The sequence below is a fragment of the Zavarzinia sp. CC-PAN008 genome, assembly GCF_051903925.1.
Classification (GTDB): domain Bacteria; phylum Pseudomonadota; class Alphaproteobacteria; order Zavarziniales; family Zavarziniaceae.
Genome location: NZ_CP173678.1, coordinates 4,441,075 through 4,456,915 on the forward strand (window position 1 = coordinate 4,441,075; position 15,841 = coordinate 4,456,915).

A 15,841-nucleotide genomic window follows, 5' to 3' on the forward strand; every position below is an offset into this window, starting at 1 on the left:
ATAGAGCGTCGCAAACATGTTTCCAGGCGCACCGGATGTCGTATACTTCGTATGCGGTCTAATCCGCATGGAAACCTTGCGCTTGCAGAAGACCATCATACAGTGCAGGTGCCGGGCCGGCGCCCACTCTTTCGCGATCATCCATGGTGCCGCATGGCCAGAATTCTAGTCATCGATGACGAGGATGCGATCGCCCGGGTGATATCCCAGGCACTGGGCATTCGCGGGCACGAGGCGACGGTCGCGCGCGACGGCAAGGAGGGCATCGGTCACTTTCACGAACGCCAGCCCGACCTTGTCATAACCGACATCCTGATGCCCGAGGTCGAGGGCCTGGAGGCGATCCGCACGATGCGGCGGGTCAACCCCCGCATCCCGATCATAGCCATGTCGGGCAGCATCGCGAACGGCGGCGTCAGCTTCCTGGCGATCGCGGAGAAGTTCGGCGCCGACGCGGTCCTGCCCAAGCCGTTCCGCACCAGCGAACTCCTGGCCCTGGTCGAGCGCCTCCTGGCCGACCGCCAATCCTGACCTCCCGTCCGCCGACGCACCGCAGGCCAGGCGAAAGGCATGATCGTGACGCCGGCGCTGCTACATTGAGGGGCACCGCTGCCGTGCCGGCGACCGGTGCCGCAACCAGGCCGCGCGCGACCAACCGGGCGCACCCGACGAAAGGAAACTGCCTTGCCGTTGCTTGAGGGGAAGGTGGCACTCGTCACCGGGGCCAGTTCCGGGATCGGGGAGGCCATTGCCGTCGCCTACGCGGCCGAAGGGGCAAAGGTCGTGATCGCGGCGCGCCGGGCCGACCGCCTGGACCAGGTGGCGCAGCGGATCGCGGATGCCGGTGGCGACGTGCTTACCGTCACCGCCGACCTGACTGACGAGTTCCAGGTGCTGGCGCTGTTCGCGGCCCTGATGACGGCGCACGGCCAACTCGACTTGCTGGTCAACAATGCTGGCCTGGGCGGCGGGCAGATGCCGATCGAGGAGCGCAGCCTGGAGAACTGGCGCAGCGTCATGTCGGTGAATATCGACGCCTGCTTCCTCTGCGCGCGCGAAGCCTTCCGCATCATGAAGCCGCAAGGCGGGGGGCGGATCATCAACATCGGCTCGATCTCCAGCCAGCGCCCGCGCGCCAACTCGACCCCCTACACGACGTCGAAGTTCGCGATCCGGGGGCTGACCCAATCCCTGGCGCTCGACGGGCGGGAGCACGGCATCGCCGTCTCGGCCCTCCACCCCGGCAATACCGACAGCGAGATCTGGGGCGACTATCGCGACGTCGCGACCGGCGTCGAAGGCATGATGTCCCGCGACGACCTGGCCCGCATCGCCGTCCTGATGGCCGCCCTGCCGCCGGAGATGAACGTGCTGGAGGCAACCGCACTGCCGGTGAAGCAGCCGTTCATCGGGCGGGGCTGAGGTTCAGCCCTCAGGTGTCGGACGGATCGCCGACAGCACCTGATGATGGCGCGCATCCGACCTGGATCATCCTGGTCCGGCTGGTACTGATCGCCATCCTGTTCGTGCCTGCCTGGGCCGGTGCGAACTTCCTCGTCGGCACGGCACTGGACGGCCCGGTCGGTGCCTTCCTGATGGAGGCGCCGTGCCAGGCCCTGGCCCAGCGCCTGGGCGGCCAGGCGGAGCCGCTGGAGCGCTACAACCTCGGCACCGCCGGCCGGGGCAGCGTCTCGTCCTCGGTCTGCCATTTCGGGTCCGGCTTCATCCGTGTCGCCGACGGGCCGACCGAGGGGTTGGGCTTCGAATGGCGGGAACTGGCCTACCTCGCCCTCGGCTTCGTCGGCTATGCGGCTTGCTTCGTCGGCGCGCTGGTCATCGTAGTGTTCACGGTCAATCGCGGCTGGCGTATTGCCTCCGGCAGGCGCAGCCATCGGAGCAGGTGAAAATCGCCTCGGCCGATGCCACTCTGTTGTGCATGGCACAAGCGACGATCATGGCCGATCCAGTTCTCAGGCGGTTTCGCGACACCGTGAGTGCTGTCTATGGCGATCGTGTCCAACGGGTCGTCCTCTACGGCTCGCGCGCCCGCGGACAGGCCGGGGCCGAATCCGACTATGACATCGCCGTCTTCTTTCGGACCGACATGCACTTCGGGCAGGAGCTCTTCAGGCTGGCCGATATCGGAACCGCAGTTCTCGAGGAAACGGGCGAAGTCGTTCACGCCATGCCATTCCCGCCGGGTGCATGGTCCGAGCGCACGCCCCTGATGCACGAAATCCGCCTCGACGGTGTCGACCTGTGAAGTCCGCGCCTGCCACACATCTGAAAAAGCCGAGTTGGCCGAAAGCCGCCGTGGTAGTCGTAGGCCTGATTTCCAATCCCGCAGCCGCAACTCCGCCACCCTTACCCAACACAGAGGTTGGTTCGGTCACGATCTGCTTTGAATATGGCACAGAGTTTAGGTTTGGGGATTTCGATTCAATCGAGCGCCTTATCCGAATGGAGATCGACACATTCACTAGCGACCCCAAAGGCGATGTGTGGGGAAAATTGGTCATACCATCAACATCAGCGATCGAAATCAGAATGGGATGCGGCAATCTATTCGACAAGAATCCAGCACATCGATCTTCTGCAATTATCAGCGTCAAAGATATATGGTTATGTCGAGCTGATAATATAGAATGCGATCAGAATTCTTCATGCTATGTGATCGATAAAACAATTGTTACCGATTACGGTCCATCACTTGAGATTAATCCAATTAATAGTGGCGCATTCTGTTTGAGTCCAGAACAAACGACTATATATCCCGACAAGAGCGCCAAGGATATTATGACATCTGGGATGGCTCGTCAGATTTCGAGATTTTTTTTGCTTTCCAAACGTGCCCCCTGACATCTATCGCGTCCTGAGACACCTGCTTTGATCAACCCGGATATCTACTATGAACCTGGAATTCAGTATCGAGGACGAGGCGTTCCGCAGCAGCGTCCGCAGCTTCCTGGAAGCCAACCTGACGCCGGAACTGCGCGCCGTGGCCGCCCGCTCGACCAGCGTCTTCACGGAAAAGCCGGACGCGATCGCCTGGCAGAAGATCCTGGCGGCCAAGGGCTGGGCTGCCCCCACGTGGCCGGTCGAGCATGGCGGCACGGGCTGGACCTCGACCCAGGTCTACATCTTCGAGAGCGAACTGGCCCGCGCCGGCGCGCCCAGTATGATCCCGATGGGCCTGCGCATGGTGTCGCCGGTCATCATGGCGTTCGGCACGCCGGAGCAGAAACAGAAGTTCCTGCCGCCCACGTTGGCCGGCGACCTCTACTGGTGCCAGGGCTATTCGGAGCCGGGTTCGGGCAGCGACCTGGCCGCCCTGTCGATGCGGGCGGTGCCGGACGGCGACGACTACGTCATCAACGGGTCCAAGATCTGGACGACGCACGCGCACTACGCCGACTGGATCTTCGCCCTGGTCCGCACGGATGCGAGTGGCAAGCCGCAGACCGGCATCACCTTCCTGCTGATCGACATGAAGACCCCGGGCATCAGCATCCGCCCCCTCATCACGCTGGCCGGCGACCACGAGGTAAACCAGGTCTTCTTCGAGGACGTGCGGGTGCCGCAAGGCAACCGCATCGGCGACGAGGGCAAGGGCTGGACCTATGCCAAGTACCTGCTGGAGTTCGAGCGCGGTGGCGCCTATGGCGCGCGGCTGCAGCAGGCGACCGCCACCCTGCGCCGCATCCTTGAATCGGAAGCCGGTCCTCTCGGCCGCCTGATCGACGATCCCACCTTTGCCGCCCGCCTGGCCGAGGTCGAGATCGATGTCCAGGGCCTGACCGTCACGGAACACCGCGTGATGGCCGAGATCAGCCGCACAGGCCGCCCCGGCCCCGAATCCTCGCTCCTCAAGACGCGCGGCACCGAAGTCTCGCAGCGCATCACCGAATTGGGGATCGAGGCGATCGGCTCCTATGCCATGCCCTATGAGCGGACCGAACCCGGCGCCAACGAAGGGGCCATCGGCCCCGACTATGCCGGGCGCAGCATGGGCACCTACCTCAACACGCGCGCCGCCTCGATCTATGGCGGCTCGAACGAGATCCAGCGCAACATCATGGCCAAGGCCGTGCTGGGGTTGTGACGTCGGGCATGATGCTTCGAGACGCCGGCTGCGCCGGCTCCTCAGCATGACGCCGTTGTTTTTGCTTCAGTTTTTCCAACGTGCGTCATCCTGAGGAGCGCGGAACGCGCGTCTCGAAGCATGTTGGTGCAACGGCGACGCCGCCGTTGGTGTCGGGGTAGAACAACAGCAAAGGGGAGGAAGACACCATGCCTGCGACACTCGACTGGTATGGCTGTGCCACGTTCCGGCTCAAGGTAGCGGGGCTGACGATCTTCCTCGACGCCTATATCGACCGCGCCGCCAATGCCAAGGGGCCGGGCCTGACCGCGGACGATATCGAGGCCGCCGACTGGATCGTCGTCGGCCACAGCCATTTCGACCACCTCTACGGGGCCGAGCGGATCGCCAAGCGCACGGGTGCCAGGATCATCGGCAGTTACGAGACCGTGCGCGTCATGGAGCAGGCGGGCGTGCCGCTGGACCAGATGATCTGCGTCGCCGGCGGCGAGACGATCGACTTAGGACACGGGGTCAGGGTCAGCGTCTATCCCAGCCAGCATTCCTGCGTCTGGAGCCACAAGAAGATGCACCAGTCGGGCGAGGTCTGCATCGGCGACTTAGGACTGACCTGGCAGGAGCAGCGCGCCCGCTTCCAGGAACTGGTCGGCTACATGGGCACCCAGCTGGCGCCGGAGGCGGTCGCCCATCTGCGCGCCAGCAACCAGGGCGACCGCGGCGACGGCGGCGCGCTGATCTTCGTGTTCGAGACTCCGGACGGCTCCATCCTCTACCAGGACACGTCGGGGCACTGGACCGGCATCCTCAACATGCTGCGGCCGGATGTCGCCATCATGGCGGCGGCGGGGCGCGGCAATATCGACGGCCAGCCGATCCAGGGCTCGCTGGCCGAGTTCGTGGCGCGGCAGGCGGATCTGGCCCGGCCGTCCAGGCTGATCCTGTGTCATCACGACGACTGGCTGCCCGGCTTCTCGATCCCGACGGACGTCGCGCCGATCCGCGACGCGCTTACCCGCGTAGCGCCCCGTGTGGAGCTGGTCGAACTGGGCTATGTCGACGGCACAACGGTGCTGCCGATCCGCTAGGATCGACAACAACAGACACGGAGGAGATCACATGGACATCCGCTTCAGCGAAGAGGACGAGGCCTTCCGCGCCGAGGTCCGCGCCTTCCTCGCCACCAACCTGACGCCGGAGCTGAAGGCGGCGACCAAGGCCAATACAGGCGTCTTCATGGATCGGCCGGACATGGTGGCGTGGCACAAGGCGCTCTACGCCAAGGGCTGGTCCGCACCGCTGTGGCCGGCCGAATATGGCGGGCCCGGCTGGACGCCGACCCAGACCTACATCTTCCAGACCGAATGCCAGGCCGCCGGCACGCCGCCCGCCATGGCCATGGGCCTGTCCCTGGTCGCCCCCGTCATCATGAAGTTCGGGTCGCCGGAGCAGAAGCAGCGCTACCTGCCGAAGATCCTGAGCGGGGACGAGGCGTGGTGCCAGGGCTATTCGGAGCCGGGCTCCGGTTCGGACCTCGCCTCGCTGCAGACGCGCGCGGTGCGTGACGGTGACCATTACGTCGTCAACGGCACCAAGATCTGGACGACCCACGCCCATTTCGCCGACATGATGTTCTGCCTGGTCCGCACCGATGCGAGCGGCAAGCGGCAGGACGGCATCACCTTCCTGCTGATCCCGATGGACACACCGGGCATCACGGTGAAACCGATCATCATCCTGGGCCTGGACCACGACGTGAACCAGGTCTTCTTCGACGACGTGCGCGTGCCGGTCGCCAACCGCATCGGCGAGGAAGGCATGGGCTGGACCTATGCCAAGTACCTGCTGGAGTTCGAGCGCGGCGGCGCCTTCGCGTCTAAGCTCTATGCCGGCCTGAACGAGGTCCGCTCCATCGCCCAGGCCGAGCCCATTGCCGGCACCCGCCTGATCGACGATCCCGGCTTCCGCGCCGCCGTCGATGCGCTGGAGGTCGAGGTGATGGGCATCGAGTATACCGAGCACCGCGTGATGGCCGAGATCAGCCGCACCGGCCGCCCGGGCCCCGAATCCTCCCTGCTCAAGACCCGCGGGTCCGAGGTGGGGCAGAAGATCAACGAACTCGCGATCGAGGCGATCGGCGTCTATTCGGCCCCGTTCGACCGCGTCCCCGGCGACCAGCACCCGCCGGTGAAGCGCAACGTCGCCCCCATCGGCCCGGATTATGCCGAGCGGCAGATGCCGATCTACCTCAACAACCGCGCCTCCACGATCTATGGCGGCGCCAGCGAGATCCAGCGCAACATCATGGCCAAGGCCGTGCTGGGGTTGTGAATCCAGTATCCCACCTCATCCTGAGGAGGCCGCAGGCCGTCTCGAAGGATGGGCCACCGGTGCTACGGCGGCCCATCCTTCGAGGCTCCGCTTCGCTCCGCACCTCAGGATGAGGTGGCATAAAAGAGCAATAGAACAGGGAGGAACACCATGACCGAGGAACAGAAGGCAGCGCTATTGGCGCCGATGGCAAAGCTGGGCGAGGCGTTCGGCGGCAAGCCGATCAGTGCCGAGCGCAAGCAGGCGATCTGGCAGGAGGTGCTGCACGAGAATGCCGTGTGGGAAGCACCGTTCTGCGAGAGCCGCGTCTATATCGAGGGGCGCGACGCAGTCGGTCATTTCTTCGACTGGCTGCTGGAGATGGTGCCCAGCTTCACCTCGACCACCACGGCGCTGCACTGGACCGAGGACCCGGAGCTGATCGTGGTCGAAGTCTCCGGCGGCGGCCCGGTGAAGCACGGCGGCGTCTATGACCAGCGCTACTGCACCCTGATCCGCGTGCGCGACGGCAAGCTCCTGCACATGAAGGAGCACTTCAACCCGATCGAGACCTATCGCGCCTTCGGCAAGGAGCACTTCCACGCTGCCGTCGACGCCATCTGCGCAGGGCGCAAGGCCGCGGCCTGAAGCGGATTTCGTCAGGGATAGGCTGGCTCGGGGATCTTCTCCTCCGGGATGTCGCCATCGGCGAGCACATGGCGCGCATCGTCGAAGTCGAGCAGCCAGAGCCGGCCGCCATAGTGCGGGTTCGGGTCGTAGCTCGCATAGCCCAGCAGCTCCCGCGCCTTGGGTGGCAGGTCCTTGGCCACCTCCCACGGCACGGCCAGCGTGTGCGCCTCCTCCGGGCGGAGCCAGCCCAGGACGTAGGACAGATGCAGGCCGCGCCGCCACAGGTCGGTGGTGCGGTTGTGTCCGGCCCCGTGCACCACCTTGCCTGAATAGAGCAGGCCGGCGCCGGCAGGCATGACCGCGGGGATCGTGGCCGACTGGTCCACCTTGCGCCCATAGTCGTCCCAGGCATGGCTGCCGGGGACAACGCGCGTGGCGCCCAGTTCCTCGGTGAACGGGCTGAGGGCGACCATGACGCTGACCGTGCATTCGGGCGCGTCACGGCCCATCTGCGAGAACATGGGCCAGTTGTCCTGGTCCCGATGCAGGTACTGGGCGGGCTCCCCCGGCCCAATGACCATGAGTTGCCCCGTGTTCATCCAGTAGCCGCCGGCATTGCGGCGCAGCGCATCGTCCGCCCAGCCCAGCAGGATCGGATGCTGCATCAGCTCGACAAAAGCCGGGCTGAAGCGGGCCAGGCCGCAGACGCGCTTGGTGCGGTCCCCATGGAACATGCGCCGGCTGACCAGCCGGCTCTTGGAGCCGGGCGCGGCCCCGGCGATCGCCGCATCGAACTCGGCATTCATCCGGGCCAGCAGGTCGGGCGAGAGCAGGTCCTCCACGATCACGGCACCGTCGCGCGCCAGGATCGCCAGGATGCGCGGCATCCCGATGTCGGAACGCACGGTTTCCAGCTTGCCGCCCATTGTGTCCTCCCTGGCCTGAACACCCCGCAGTCTCCGGGAGGCGGAGCGCTTCCGTCAATCCGCGCGAGCCCCACCGCGGTCTAGGATGAGGACCACGCCGCTGCCCGAACGCGCGACCACGGCGCCGACCAGGCGGGCAGGCGACGCCTGGAAGCCGAGCCCGGCCAGGACGTCGGCGGCGCGCGGATCGCGGCGCGCAACGAAATGGTTGACGTTCTCGCTCCAGATCACCAGTGGGCAGGCCCCAGGCGGCGCGATCACGTCCAGGTCGCGGCCGATGGGCTGGGCATATTCAAAGCCGCCGTCCCGGGCCATGTAATCCATCCCGTCGCGCACACGGTCGTCCTGGAGCACGCCCAGCGGACGCAGCAGGTCGACAGGCACCACCCGGCCGATCACCCGGGTCGCGGGACAGGCCGCGACCTCCGCCTGGATCACCCGGGCGGTGTCCCGCCAACGGCCATCACCGGCAACCTGCCAGTGCAGGTGCCCGGCAACCGCTGCGGCATTGAGCAGGAAGAGGCCGAACGCCAGCCAGTTGGCCGTCAGCACCGCCTGCCCCGCCACGGCCAGGAAGGCGGCGGCGGCCACGCCGGCCAGCAGCAGGTAGCGGTCGATCAGGATCGGCGTCCGCAGGTTCAGCACCAGCATCGCTCCAACCGCCGCCAGGATCCCCAGCCCCTGCACCAGCAGCAGGCGACGCACGGGCAGTCCACCATCGCCCCTGGCCTGGAGCGCCCCCAGCAGTCCAGGCTTCGCCTGTGGCGCCGGACCGCCGCCAAAACGCAGCACGCCCGCGGCAAGGACCAGCATGATCCCCACCAGGTTCAGGCCCATGCCCTGCCCCATGGCGCGGGCCAGACGCTCCAGCGCCGTCGCAAGTCCGGTGGGAGCCGCCCAGAAATCGTCCGCCAGGGCGCTGACCAGGTCCCACTGCGCCAGCATGACCAGGGCCTGGGGCAGCACGGCGGCCAGCCCGATGACGACGAGCGCCATGGCCAGCCCCCACTGGTGCCGTGCCACCAGGACCAGCCACCAGACCGCCAGGATGGCCAGCGCCTGCACGCCTGCGATGGTGTGGAGGTTGACGATCAGCACCGTGGCCACGGCCAGCGCCGCCAGGGCGGTGCGGCGCAGGGGCCCCCTGCCGCCCTCGGCTTCCAGGGCAAGCCAGGCCAGGAAGAACAGGCACGCCATGCAGAACTGCAGGAAGTAGGAGCGATGGTCCGGCAGGGTCGTGATGGCGTAGTGCGAGGAGGCGGACAGGATCGCGAACACGACCAGGATCCGCCGCAGGGCCGGCTGGTGGCGCCAGATCATCCAGGCAAGGCCCAGGACCGGCGGAAGCGCCACCAGGTTGAGCAGGCGCCGCACCTCGACCTCGCGCGGGATCCAGGGGTCGACCAGGCGGACCAGGGCGACGAACAGCGGCGGATTGGGATCCTTCAGCCAGCGCTCGGACACAGCCTGGCCCAACGCCACCTGCGAATCGGCCAGCCACAGCGTCCAGAACTCGTCGTACCAGGGACCGCGGGTGAAGCAGGCCCAGATGCCCAGGGCCAGCGACAGGGTGGCGAAGACCAGGGCGGCCTGGATCATGTGTGGCGATGGCGGCGCCCCACCCGCCAGCCCATGGCTGAGGCTGTTCAGTCGCTCCTGCATCGCCCAACCCCGGATGCCTGGCCCTTAGCGCGTCAGCGCGGCGGGCCGTCCCGCAGGCCGGGGCTCAGTCGTCCTTGTCGGCATAGGGATTGTCGCTGCTGCGGACCAGCAGGCGCAGCGGCACGCCGTCCAGCGCGAAGTTCTCGCGCAGGCCACTGGTCAGGTAGCGCGAATAGGAATCGGGCAGTTCTCCGCCCCGCGTCATGAACAGGGCAAAGGTCGGCGGCCGGCTCTTCACCTGGGTCATGTAGCGCGGGCGCAGGCGTCGGCCGGCGACCGCCGGGGGCGGATGGCGCTCCAGCGCCGCCGCCAGGTAGCGGTTCAACACCGCGGTCGGGACCCGGGTGTTCCACGACTTGTCCACCTGGGCCACGGCGGGCATCAGCTTGTCCAATCCCTGCCCGCTGAGACCCGACAGGGTGACCAGCGGCATGCCCTGGACCTGGGAGAGCGAGGTCTCGAAGCGGTAGCGGATCTCGTCCAGCGTTTCCTTGCGCGTGCGCACCAGGTCCCACTTGTTGACGGCGATGACAAGGCCCCGACCCTCCCGCGCGACAAGGTCGGCGATCTGCAGGTCCTGCTTGTCGACCCCCAGGTCGGCATCGATCACGACGATCACGATCTCGGCAAAACGCACCGCCCGCAGCGTGTCGCCGACCGACAGCTTTTCCAGCTTTTCCTGGACGCGCGCCTTGCGCCGCAGGCCGGCCGTGTCGAACAGGCGGACCGGGCGGCCGTTCCACGACCAGGGCACGCCGATCGAGTCGCGGGTCAGCCCCGCCTCGGGTCCGGTGATCATCCGCTCCTCGCCCAGGAGGCGGTTGATCAGGGTGGACTTGCCCACATTGGGCCGGCCGGCAATGGCGATGGTCAGCGGCCGCGTGGCGACGGCAGCCGCATCCTCCTCGCCCTCATCCTGATCGAACGCCTCCGGATCGTCTTCAGGGGCGGCGAAGGCCGGCTCCTCCCCCTCGTCAGGCGCCACGGCAGCGAGCGCGTCGTAGAGCTCGCTCATGTTCTCGCCATGCTCGGCCGACAGCGGCACCGGGTCGCCCAGGCCAAGCCCATAGGCCTCGGCAACCCCGGGGATACCGGCATTGCCCTCCGCCTTGTTCGCAACCAGGATCACCGGCTGCGGCATCAGCCGCAGGACGCGGGCGAAATGACTGTCCAGGGGGGTGACGCCTGCGCGGGCGTCGACCAGGAACAGCACCGCGTCGGCATCGCCCAGCGCCCGGTCGGTCTGGCGGCGCAGGCGCGCCTCCAGCGTATCGCCCACGCCTTCCTCAAGGCCTGCGGTATCGAACACGCGGAACTTCAGGGGGCCGAGGCGGGCCTCGCCCTCGCGCCGGTCGCGCGTCACGCCCGGCGTGTCATCAACCAGGGCCAGCTTCTTGCCCACCAGTCGGTTGAACAGGGTGGACTTGCCCACATTGGGCCGCCCGACGATCGCGACCGTGAACGGGCGTCGCGCCATGATCAGCGCAACGCGACGAGCTGGGCGTCGTCGGTCAGGACGTAGACGGTCCGGTTGGCGACGACGGGCGCCAGGAAGATCCCGGACGGCATGGCCTGACGGCCGGTCACCTCGCCCGTATAGGGCGACACGGAGACGGCATAGCCGTTGGACGAGACGACCAGCAGCCGGTCGCCGGCAAGGACCGGACCGCTCCACTGGATCGGCTTGTCGCGCTGCTCCTCGCCATCATCGACCTCGAACTTGCCCAGCCGGGTGACCCAGCGGACAAGGCCGTCGTCACGATTCATGGCGATCAGCTCGCCCTCCAGGTCGACCACGAAGATGAAGTCGCCGGCGACCCAAGGCGTCTCGACGCCGGCGATCGTCTTCTCCCAGATGCGGCTGCCGGTGCGCAGGTCGATCGACACCATGCGCCCCGAATGGCTGAGGGCGAAGACGCGACCGCGGTCGATGACCGGCTGCCCGCTGATGTCGTTGAGCGCGTTCAGCGGCGTCATGCGCGACGCCCGGGTCAGCGTGTCGGTCCAGGCGACGCGACCGTTCTCCACGCGCAGCGCGATCAGTTCGCCCGAGGAATAGGGCGCAATGACGGTATCGGCAAACACCGCGGGACTGGCGGCACCCAGCAGGCCCGCGCTCTCCGCGATGCCGACATGGTTCCACAGGATCTCGCCCGTCTCGGCATTCAGCGCGAAGAGCTGGTTGTCATGGCTGACGCCAAAGACCCGGCCGCCGCTGACCGTGGGCGCAGTGCGCAGCGGCACGCCCACGACACGGCGCCAGACCTCGGTCCCGTCGGCCGGATTCAGCGCCGCGATGTAGCCGAAACCGGAATCGAGATAGAGCCGCCCCTGGTGGTAGGACAGGCCGCCCTGGAAGCCCAGGTCGGAATCCTCGTCCTGTGCGGAGGTCTCGATCTGCCAGACCCGCGCCCCCGTCTCGGCGTCGACGGCGGACACGGTGCCGTCCGCATCCAGGGCGAAGACCTTGCCTTCCGCGACGACGGGCGACGCCAGCAGCTTGGCCTCGCGGGTGGAGCCCTGGCCAATGCTGACGGACCACAGCTGCTTCAGGTCGGCGGCGACGTCCAGGTGGTGCAGCACATGGGCGGGATAGCCGCCGGCCTGGGGCCAGTCCGGATTGACATAGGGGCGAGGCAGCACGATCGGAATGCTGCTGGCGACGGGATCGGGCGTCACCTGCTGCTCGAAGCTGAGCACGGAGATGCGCTCGCCCGGCAGGCGCTCCTCGGACCCCTTGAAGACGTCGCCGACACCCAGCACGTCCAGCGATTCGCAGGCGCCCAGCGCCAGCGCCATGCCCAGCACGGCAAGGGCCGCGCCATGGCGGCCCCGCATCCGGCGCGTCATGACGGCTGCGGCCCCGGACCACCCAGCGACGCCAGCAACTCCGTCGCCTGCTGCCGAACGCCGCGCGGCGCGCTTTCGTCCTTGGACAGGCTGTCCAGCAGCGTGCGCGCGGCGGCCTCGTCCTGCTTGCGCAGCAGGGCACCCGCCTTGATCAGGGATGCAGCATGGCGCCAGGCGCCCGTCGGCACAATCAGCGGGTCGACCCGGCCGATGACGGCGTCCGCCTCGGCACTGTCGACCACCAGCATGGCCGCCTTCAGCCGGGCGACGTCGCGCAGGCTGGCATCGCCCTTGCCATTGGCGACCTGGTCCAGCAACTCGACGGCGCCAGTCGCGTTTCCCGCAGCCTCCCGCGCGGCGGCGGCCCGCATCAGGGCCAGCACGCCATAGCCGGAGTCACGCCCGGCCTCGTCCGCCAGGGCCAGCAGGGCTGCCTCGCCCTCCGCCGCCTGGCCGGCCTCGATCTGGGCGGCGGCGGCGGTGAAGCGATCACCCCGCTCGGCCTTGGTCGCAGCCTCGTGCTCGCGCCACCAGACGCCGCCGGCGGCACCCAGGACGATCGCCACACAACCCGCGGCAAGCGGAACGCGCCAGCGGCGCCACAGCGCCATGGAGCGGTCGCGCCGCAGGTCTTCATCGATTTCTTGAAAAATGTCCGCCACGCGGCGTGTCTCCAACCGCACCGCGCGCGTGGCCTGTAACCCGCGCGCGTCCAAATCAGACCAAGAGCCCCGCCGTCCCCTTTGGCGGTCCCTCTATAGCCGGGGGCACCCTGCTTGGCAAACGGCCGCTGACGCAGCCGCGCACCGCCGGCGCCGTCCCGCCTGCTGCGTCGTCGTGCCTAGTTCTTCATCCGGTAGGTATGGCTGGCCGCCGGGAAGCGGCGGGCGCGGACATCCTCGGCATAGGCCGCGGCAGCCGTCGCGATGCGCTGACCGAGTTCGTCATAGCGCTTCACGAACTGCGGCGTGCGCTCGCCCATGCCCAGCATGTCGTCGACGACCAGGATCTGCCCGTCGCACTCGGCGGATGCGCCGATGCCGATCGTGGGAATGGCCACGTCCTCGGTCACCAGGCGGGCCAGCGGCTCGGCCACGGCTTCCAGCACGACGGAAAAGGCGCCGGCCTCGGCCACGGCCTTGGCATCCTGGCGGATCCCGTCCCATTCCTCGTGCCCGCGGGTGCCGCGCGCCTTGAACCCGCCCAGGGCGTGCACCGCCTGGGGTGTCAGGCCGACATGGGCCATTACCGGAATGCCACGCGCCGTCAGGAAGGCAATGGTCTCGGCCATGGCGACCCCGCCCTCCAGCTTCACGCCGGCGGCCTGGGTTTCCTTCATGACGCGGACGGCGCTGTCGAACGCCTGCTCGCGCGAGCGTTCATAGGAGCCAAAGGGCAGGTCGACGATCACGCAGGCGCGCTTGGCCCCGCGCACGACGGCCGCACCATGGGCGATCATCATGTCCAGCGACACACCGATCGTGGTGGGCAGGCCATAGACGACATTGCCCAGCGAATCGCCCACCAGCAGCAGATCCGCATAAGGGTCCAGCAGCTGGGCCATCGGCATCGTATAGGCGGTCAGGCAGACGACGGGCGTCTGCCCCTTCTTCGCCCGGATTGCTGGAACGGTGACCGGTCGGACCGGCGTTTGAACTGACATGACTGGCTCCGTCCCACTCCGATGTTCACATGGCGCCTTGATCGCGCCCTGTGCTGATCAGGCAGATCAGGCCGCACCCTCGCGCTGGGCGCGCTTGCGGGCAAGCTTGCGGGCGCGGCGAACGGCTTCCGCCTTCTCCCGTGCGCGCTTCTCGCTCGGCTTCTCGTAATGGCCGCGCAGCCGCATCTCACGGAAGATGCCTTCACGCTGCATGCGCTTCTTCAGCGCGCGCAGTGCCTGCTCCACATTGTTGTCACGCACCAGAATCTGCATGCACTGCCTTTCTCAACGGACCTTGGCTCGCCCCGTTCGAGCACATCCGACGGGTCGACCGTCACGGTGTCCGCGACGGATAAGCGCGCCTCTCTATCACAGGGTCGGCAGCGTTCCAAGCGTCCATCTGGTTGGAAATGGTCGTTGCAGGGCCGCCCTGCAAGATCGGCCGCGCTGCGTCGTCAAAGCCGTCCCAGGGCGTCCAGGAAGCGGGCGACATCCTCGTGCGTGTTGTAGTGCGCGATCGAGGCGCGCACGACCCCGTCCGGCATCAGGCCGACGGCGGCCACGCAGCGCTGGGCGTAGAAGTCGCCATGCCCGACGGCCACTTTCTCCGCGGCCAGGGCATCGGCCACCGACTCGGACGCATGGTCGCGCAGGACGAACGACACCGTCGGCGCGCGGCGCCCGTCGATTCGTGTCCGACCGATGATGCGAACCCCGGGCAGGCGATTGAGCCCATCGAGCAGCAGGGCGCCCAGTTCGTCCTCGTGCGCCGCAGCCAGCTCGTAGACGGCCTCCAGGCATGTCCTGAAGTCGGCGGCGGGCGCATTGAAATGCCGCGCATGAAGGGCCTGGAAGTAATCCTGGATCCCCACCAGCGCCGCGGTCATCTCGTGCGAGGGACCGCCGGGGTTGAGCGCCCCCAGCGGGTCGTCGATGAAGAAATGGTTCTGCGCCGCCACCCGGCCGCGCAACCGCGGCCCCACGTACATCAGGCCGACATGCGGCCCGAACGTCTTGTACAGGCTGAAGGCATAGGCATCGACGCCCAGCGCCTGCACGTCGGGCAGGCGATGCGGCGTATAGGCCACCCCATCGACGCAGACAAAGGCATCGGACCGCCGCGCGATCTCAACCACGGCCGGAATGTCGTTGAACGTGCCGACGATGTTGGAGCAGTGGCACAGCGCGATCAGCCGTGTGGCCGGCGTGACCAGCGCCGCGAGAACATCGAGCGACAACTCCCCCGTCACCGGGTCGACCTGCCATTCCTTGACGCGGATGCCGCGCTGGGCCAGGCGGCGCCATGCCCCGGAATTGGCCTCGTGGTCCTGTTCCGTCACCACGATCTCGTCGCCCGGCTGCAGAAGGGAGGCGACCGCCTGGGCCAGGACATAGACGTTGAGCGTCGTCGACGGGCCGATCAGGATCTCTGGCGCAGTCGCGTTCACGAAGGCCGCGGCCGCGGCCTTGCCCCGCGCGATGCGGCCTGCGGCATCCGCGGACGGCGCAAAGGACCAGGCCGGCTGGACCTGCACCTCGGTCATGTAGCGGGTGACATGGTCGATCACCGGCTGCGGCACATAGGTGCCACCCGCATTCTCCAGGAACGCCCAGCCGTTCGAGAACTGCGGGAACTGCGCACGCGCAAAACCGACGTCCAGCTTCATTGCGGCCCTCCCCCCGCCCCGACCCCGCGCCCGC

At 67.5% G+C, this 15,841-nt stretch carries 17 protein-coding genes; 9 read left to right on the plus strand and 8 right to left on the minus strand.

The genetic code is table 11. The features are described from left to right. Nucleotides 1-153 precede the first annotated feature (153 nt). The 9 genes from ACI6GS_RS20640 to ACI6GS_RS20680 all read left to right on the plus strand — a co-directional run bounded on the left by ACI6GS_RS20640 (nucleotide 154) and on the right by ACI6GS_RS20680 (nucleotide 7,057). A complete protein-coding gene (locus ACI6GS_RS20640; protein WP_439815353.1) occupies nucleotides 154-531 on the plus strand; it encodes a response regulator transcription factor in 378 nt (125 codons plus the stop codon). 153 nt (nucleotides 532-684) lie between these two features. Then, complete coding sequence (locus ACI6GS_RS20645) at nucleotides 685-1,422, plus strand: SDR family oxidoreductase (RefSeq protein ID WP_439815354.1); 738 nt, start codon at nucleotides 685-687, stop codon at nucleotides 1,420-1,422. Nucleotides 1,423-1,436: 14 nt separating this feature from the next. Beyond that, nucleotides 1,437-1,904 carry a hypothetical protein gene (locus ACI6GS_RS20650; RefSeq protein ID WP_439815355.1) on the plus strand — a complete coding sequence of 156 codons (468 nt, stop codon included), beginning with the start codon at nucleotides 1,437-1,439 and terminating at the stop codon, nucleotides 1,902-1,904. Beyond that, on the plus strand, nucleotides 1,901-2,263 hold the full coding sequence (locus tag ACI6GS_RS20655) for a nucleotidyltransferase domain-containing protein (RefSeq protein WP_439815356.1): 363 nt from the start codon (nucleotides 1,901-1,903) through the stop codon (nucleotides 2,261-2,263). The genes ACI6GS_RS20650 and ACI6GS_RS20655 overlap by 4 nt, the downstream gene beginning before the upstream one ends. Continuing rightward, complete coding sequence (locus ACI6GS_RS20660) at nucleotides 2,260-2,859, plus strand: hypothetical protein (protein ID WP_439815357.1); 600 nt, start codon at nucleotides 2,260-2,262, stop codon at nucleotides 2,857-2,859. The genes ACI6GS_RS20655 and ACI6GS_RS20660 overlap by 4 nt, the downstream gene beginning before the upstream one ends. A 49-nt stretch (nucleotides 2,860-2,908) precedes the next feature. Further along, the gene (locus ACI6GS_RS20665; RefSeq protein WP_439815358.1) at nucleotides 2,909-4,102 is read left to right on the plus strand and encodes an acyl-CoA dehydrogenase family protein; all 1,194 of its coding nucleotides are present in this window, start codon (nucleotides 2,909-2,911) and stop codon (nucleotides 4,100-4,102) included. Between the two features lie 188 nt (nucleotides 4,103-4,290). Further along, nucleotides 4,291-5,187, plus strand: coding sequence for an MBL fold metallo-hydrolase (locus ACI6GS_RS20670; protein WP_439815359.1), 897 nt, complete (start codon nucleotides 4,291-4,293; stop codon nucleotides 5,185-5,187). A gap of 31 nt (nucleotides 5,188-5,218) precedes the next feature. Next, nucleotides 5,219-6,430 carry an acyl-CoA dehydrogenase family protein gene (locus tag ACI6GS_RS20675; protein WP_439815360.1) on the plus strand — a complete coding sequence of 404 codons (1,212 nt, stop codon included), beginning with the start codon at nucleotides 5,219-5,221 and terminating at the stop codon, nucleotides 6,428-6,430. Nucleotides 6,431-6,580: 150 nt separating this feature from the next. Continuing rightward, nucleotides 6,581-7,057 (plus strand): nuclear transport factor 2 family protein, encoded by a 477-nt coding sequence (locus ACI6GS_RS20680; protein ID WP_439815361.1) that lies wholly within the window; start codon nucleotides 6,581-6,583, stop codon nucleotides 7,055-7,057. A gap of 11 nt (nucleotides 7,058-7,068) precedes the next feature. Here the strand turns inward: ACI6GS_RS20680 and ACI6GS_RS20685 are convergent, their stop codons facing one another. The 8 genes from ACI6GS_RS20685 to ACI6GS_RS20720 form a co-directional block, all read right to left on the minus strand. Next, the gene (locus tag ACI6GS_RS20685; RefSeq protein ID WP_439815362.1) at nucleotides 7,069-7,965 is read right to left on the minus strand and encodes a phytanoyl-CoA dioxygenase family protein; all 897 of its coding nucleotides are present in this window, start codon (nucleotides 7,963-7,965) and stop codon (nucleotides 7,069-7,071) included. Nucleotides 7,966-8,019: 54 nt separating this feature from the next. After that, on the minus strand, nucleotides 8,020-9,627 hold the full coding sequence (locus ACI6GS_RS20690) for a hypothetical protein (protein WP_439815363.1): 1,608 nt from the start codon (nucleotides 9,625-9,627) through the stop codon (nucleotides 8,020-8,022). 64 nt (nucleotides 9,628-9,691) lie between these two features. Further along, complete coding sequence (gene der, locus ACI6GS_RS20695; protein WP_439815364.1) at nucleotides 9,692-11,104, minus strand: ribosome biogenesis GTPase Der; 1,413 nt, start codon at nucleotides 11,102-11,104, stop codon at nucleotides 9,692-9,694. Nucleotides 11,105-11,106: 2 nt separating this feature from the next. Beyond that, the gene (locus ACI6GS_RS20700; protein WP_439815365.1) at nucleotides 11,107-12,477 is read right to left on the minus strand and encodes an outer membrane protein assembly factor BamB family protein; all 1,371 of its coding nucleotides are present in this window, start codon (nucleotides 12,475-12,477) and stop codon (nucleotides 11,107-11,109) included. Continuing rightward, on the minus strand, nucleotides 12,474-13,139 hold the full coding sequence (locus ACI6GS_RS20705; RefSeq protein WP_439815366.1) for a tetratricopeptide repeat protein: 666 nt from the start codon (nucleotides 13,137-13,139) through the stop codon (nucleotides 12,474-12,476). Before ACI6GS_RS20705 ends, ACI6GS_RS20700 begins: the two co-directional genes overlap by 4 nt. A 179-nt stretch (nucleotides 13,140-13,318) precedes the next feature. Then, nucleotides 13,319-14,140: a 3-methyl-2-oxobutanoate hydroxymethyltransferase gene (gene panB, locus ACI6GS_RS20710; protein ID WP_439815367.1), complete on the minus strand. Its 822-nt coding sequence runs from the start codon at nucleotides 14,138-14,140 to the stop codon at nucleotides 13,319-13,321. A gap of 66 nt (nucleotides 14,141-14,206) precedes the next feature. Next, on the minus strand, nucleotides 14,207-14,413 hold the full coding sequence (gene rpsU / locus ACI6GS_RS20715) for a 30S ribosomal protein S21 (protein WP_439815368.1): 207 nt from the start codon (nucleotides 14,411-14,413) through the stop codon (nucleotides 14,207-14,209). 182 nt (nucleotides 14,414-14,595) lie between these two features. Then, complete coding sequence (locus ACI6GS_RS20720; protein ID WP_439815369.1) at nucleotides 14,596-15,807, minus strand: aminotransferase class V-fold PLP-dependent enzyme; 1,212 nt, start codon at nucleotides 15,805-15,807, stop codon at nucleotides 14,596-14,598. Nucleotides 15,808-15,841 lie beyond the last annotated feature (34 nt).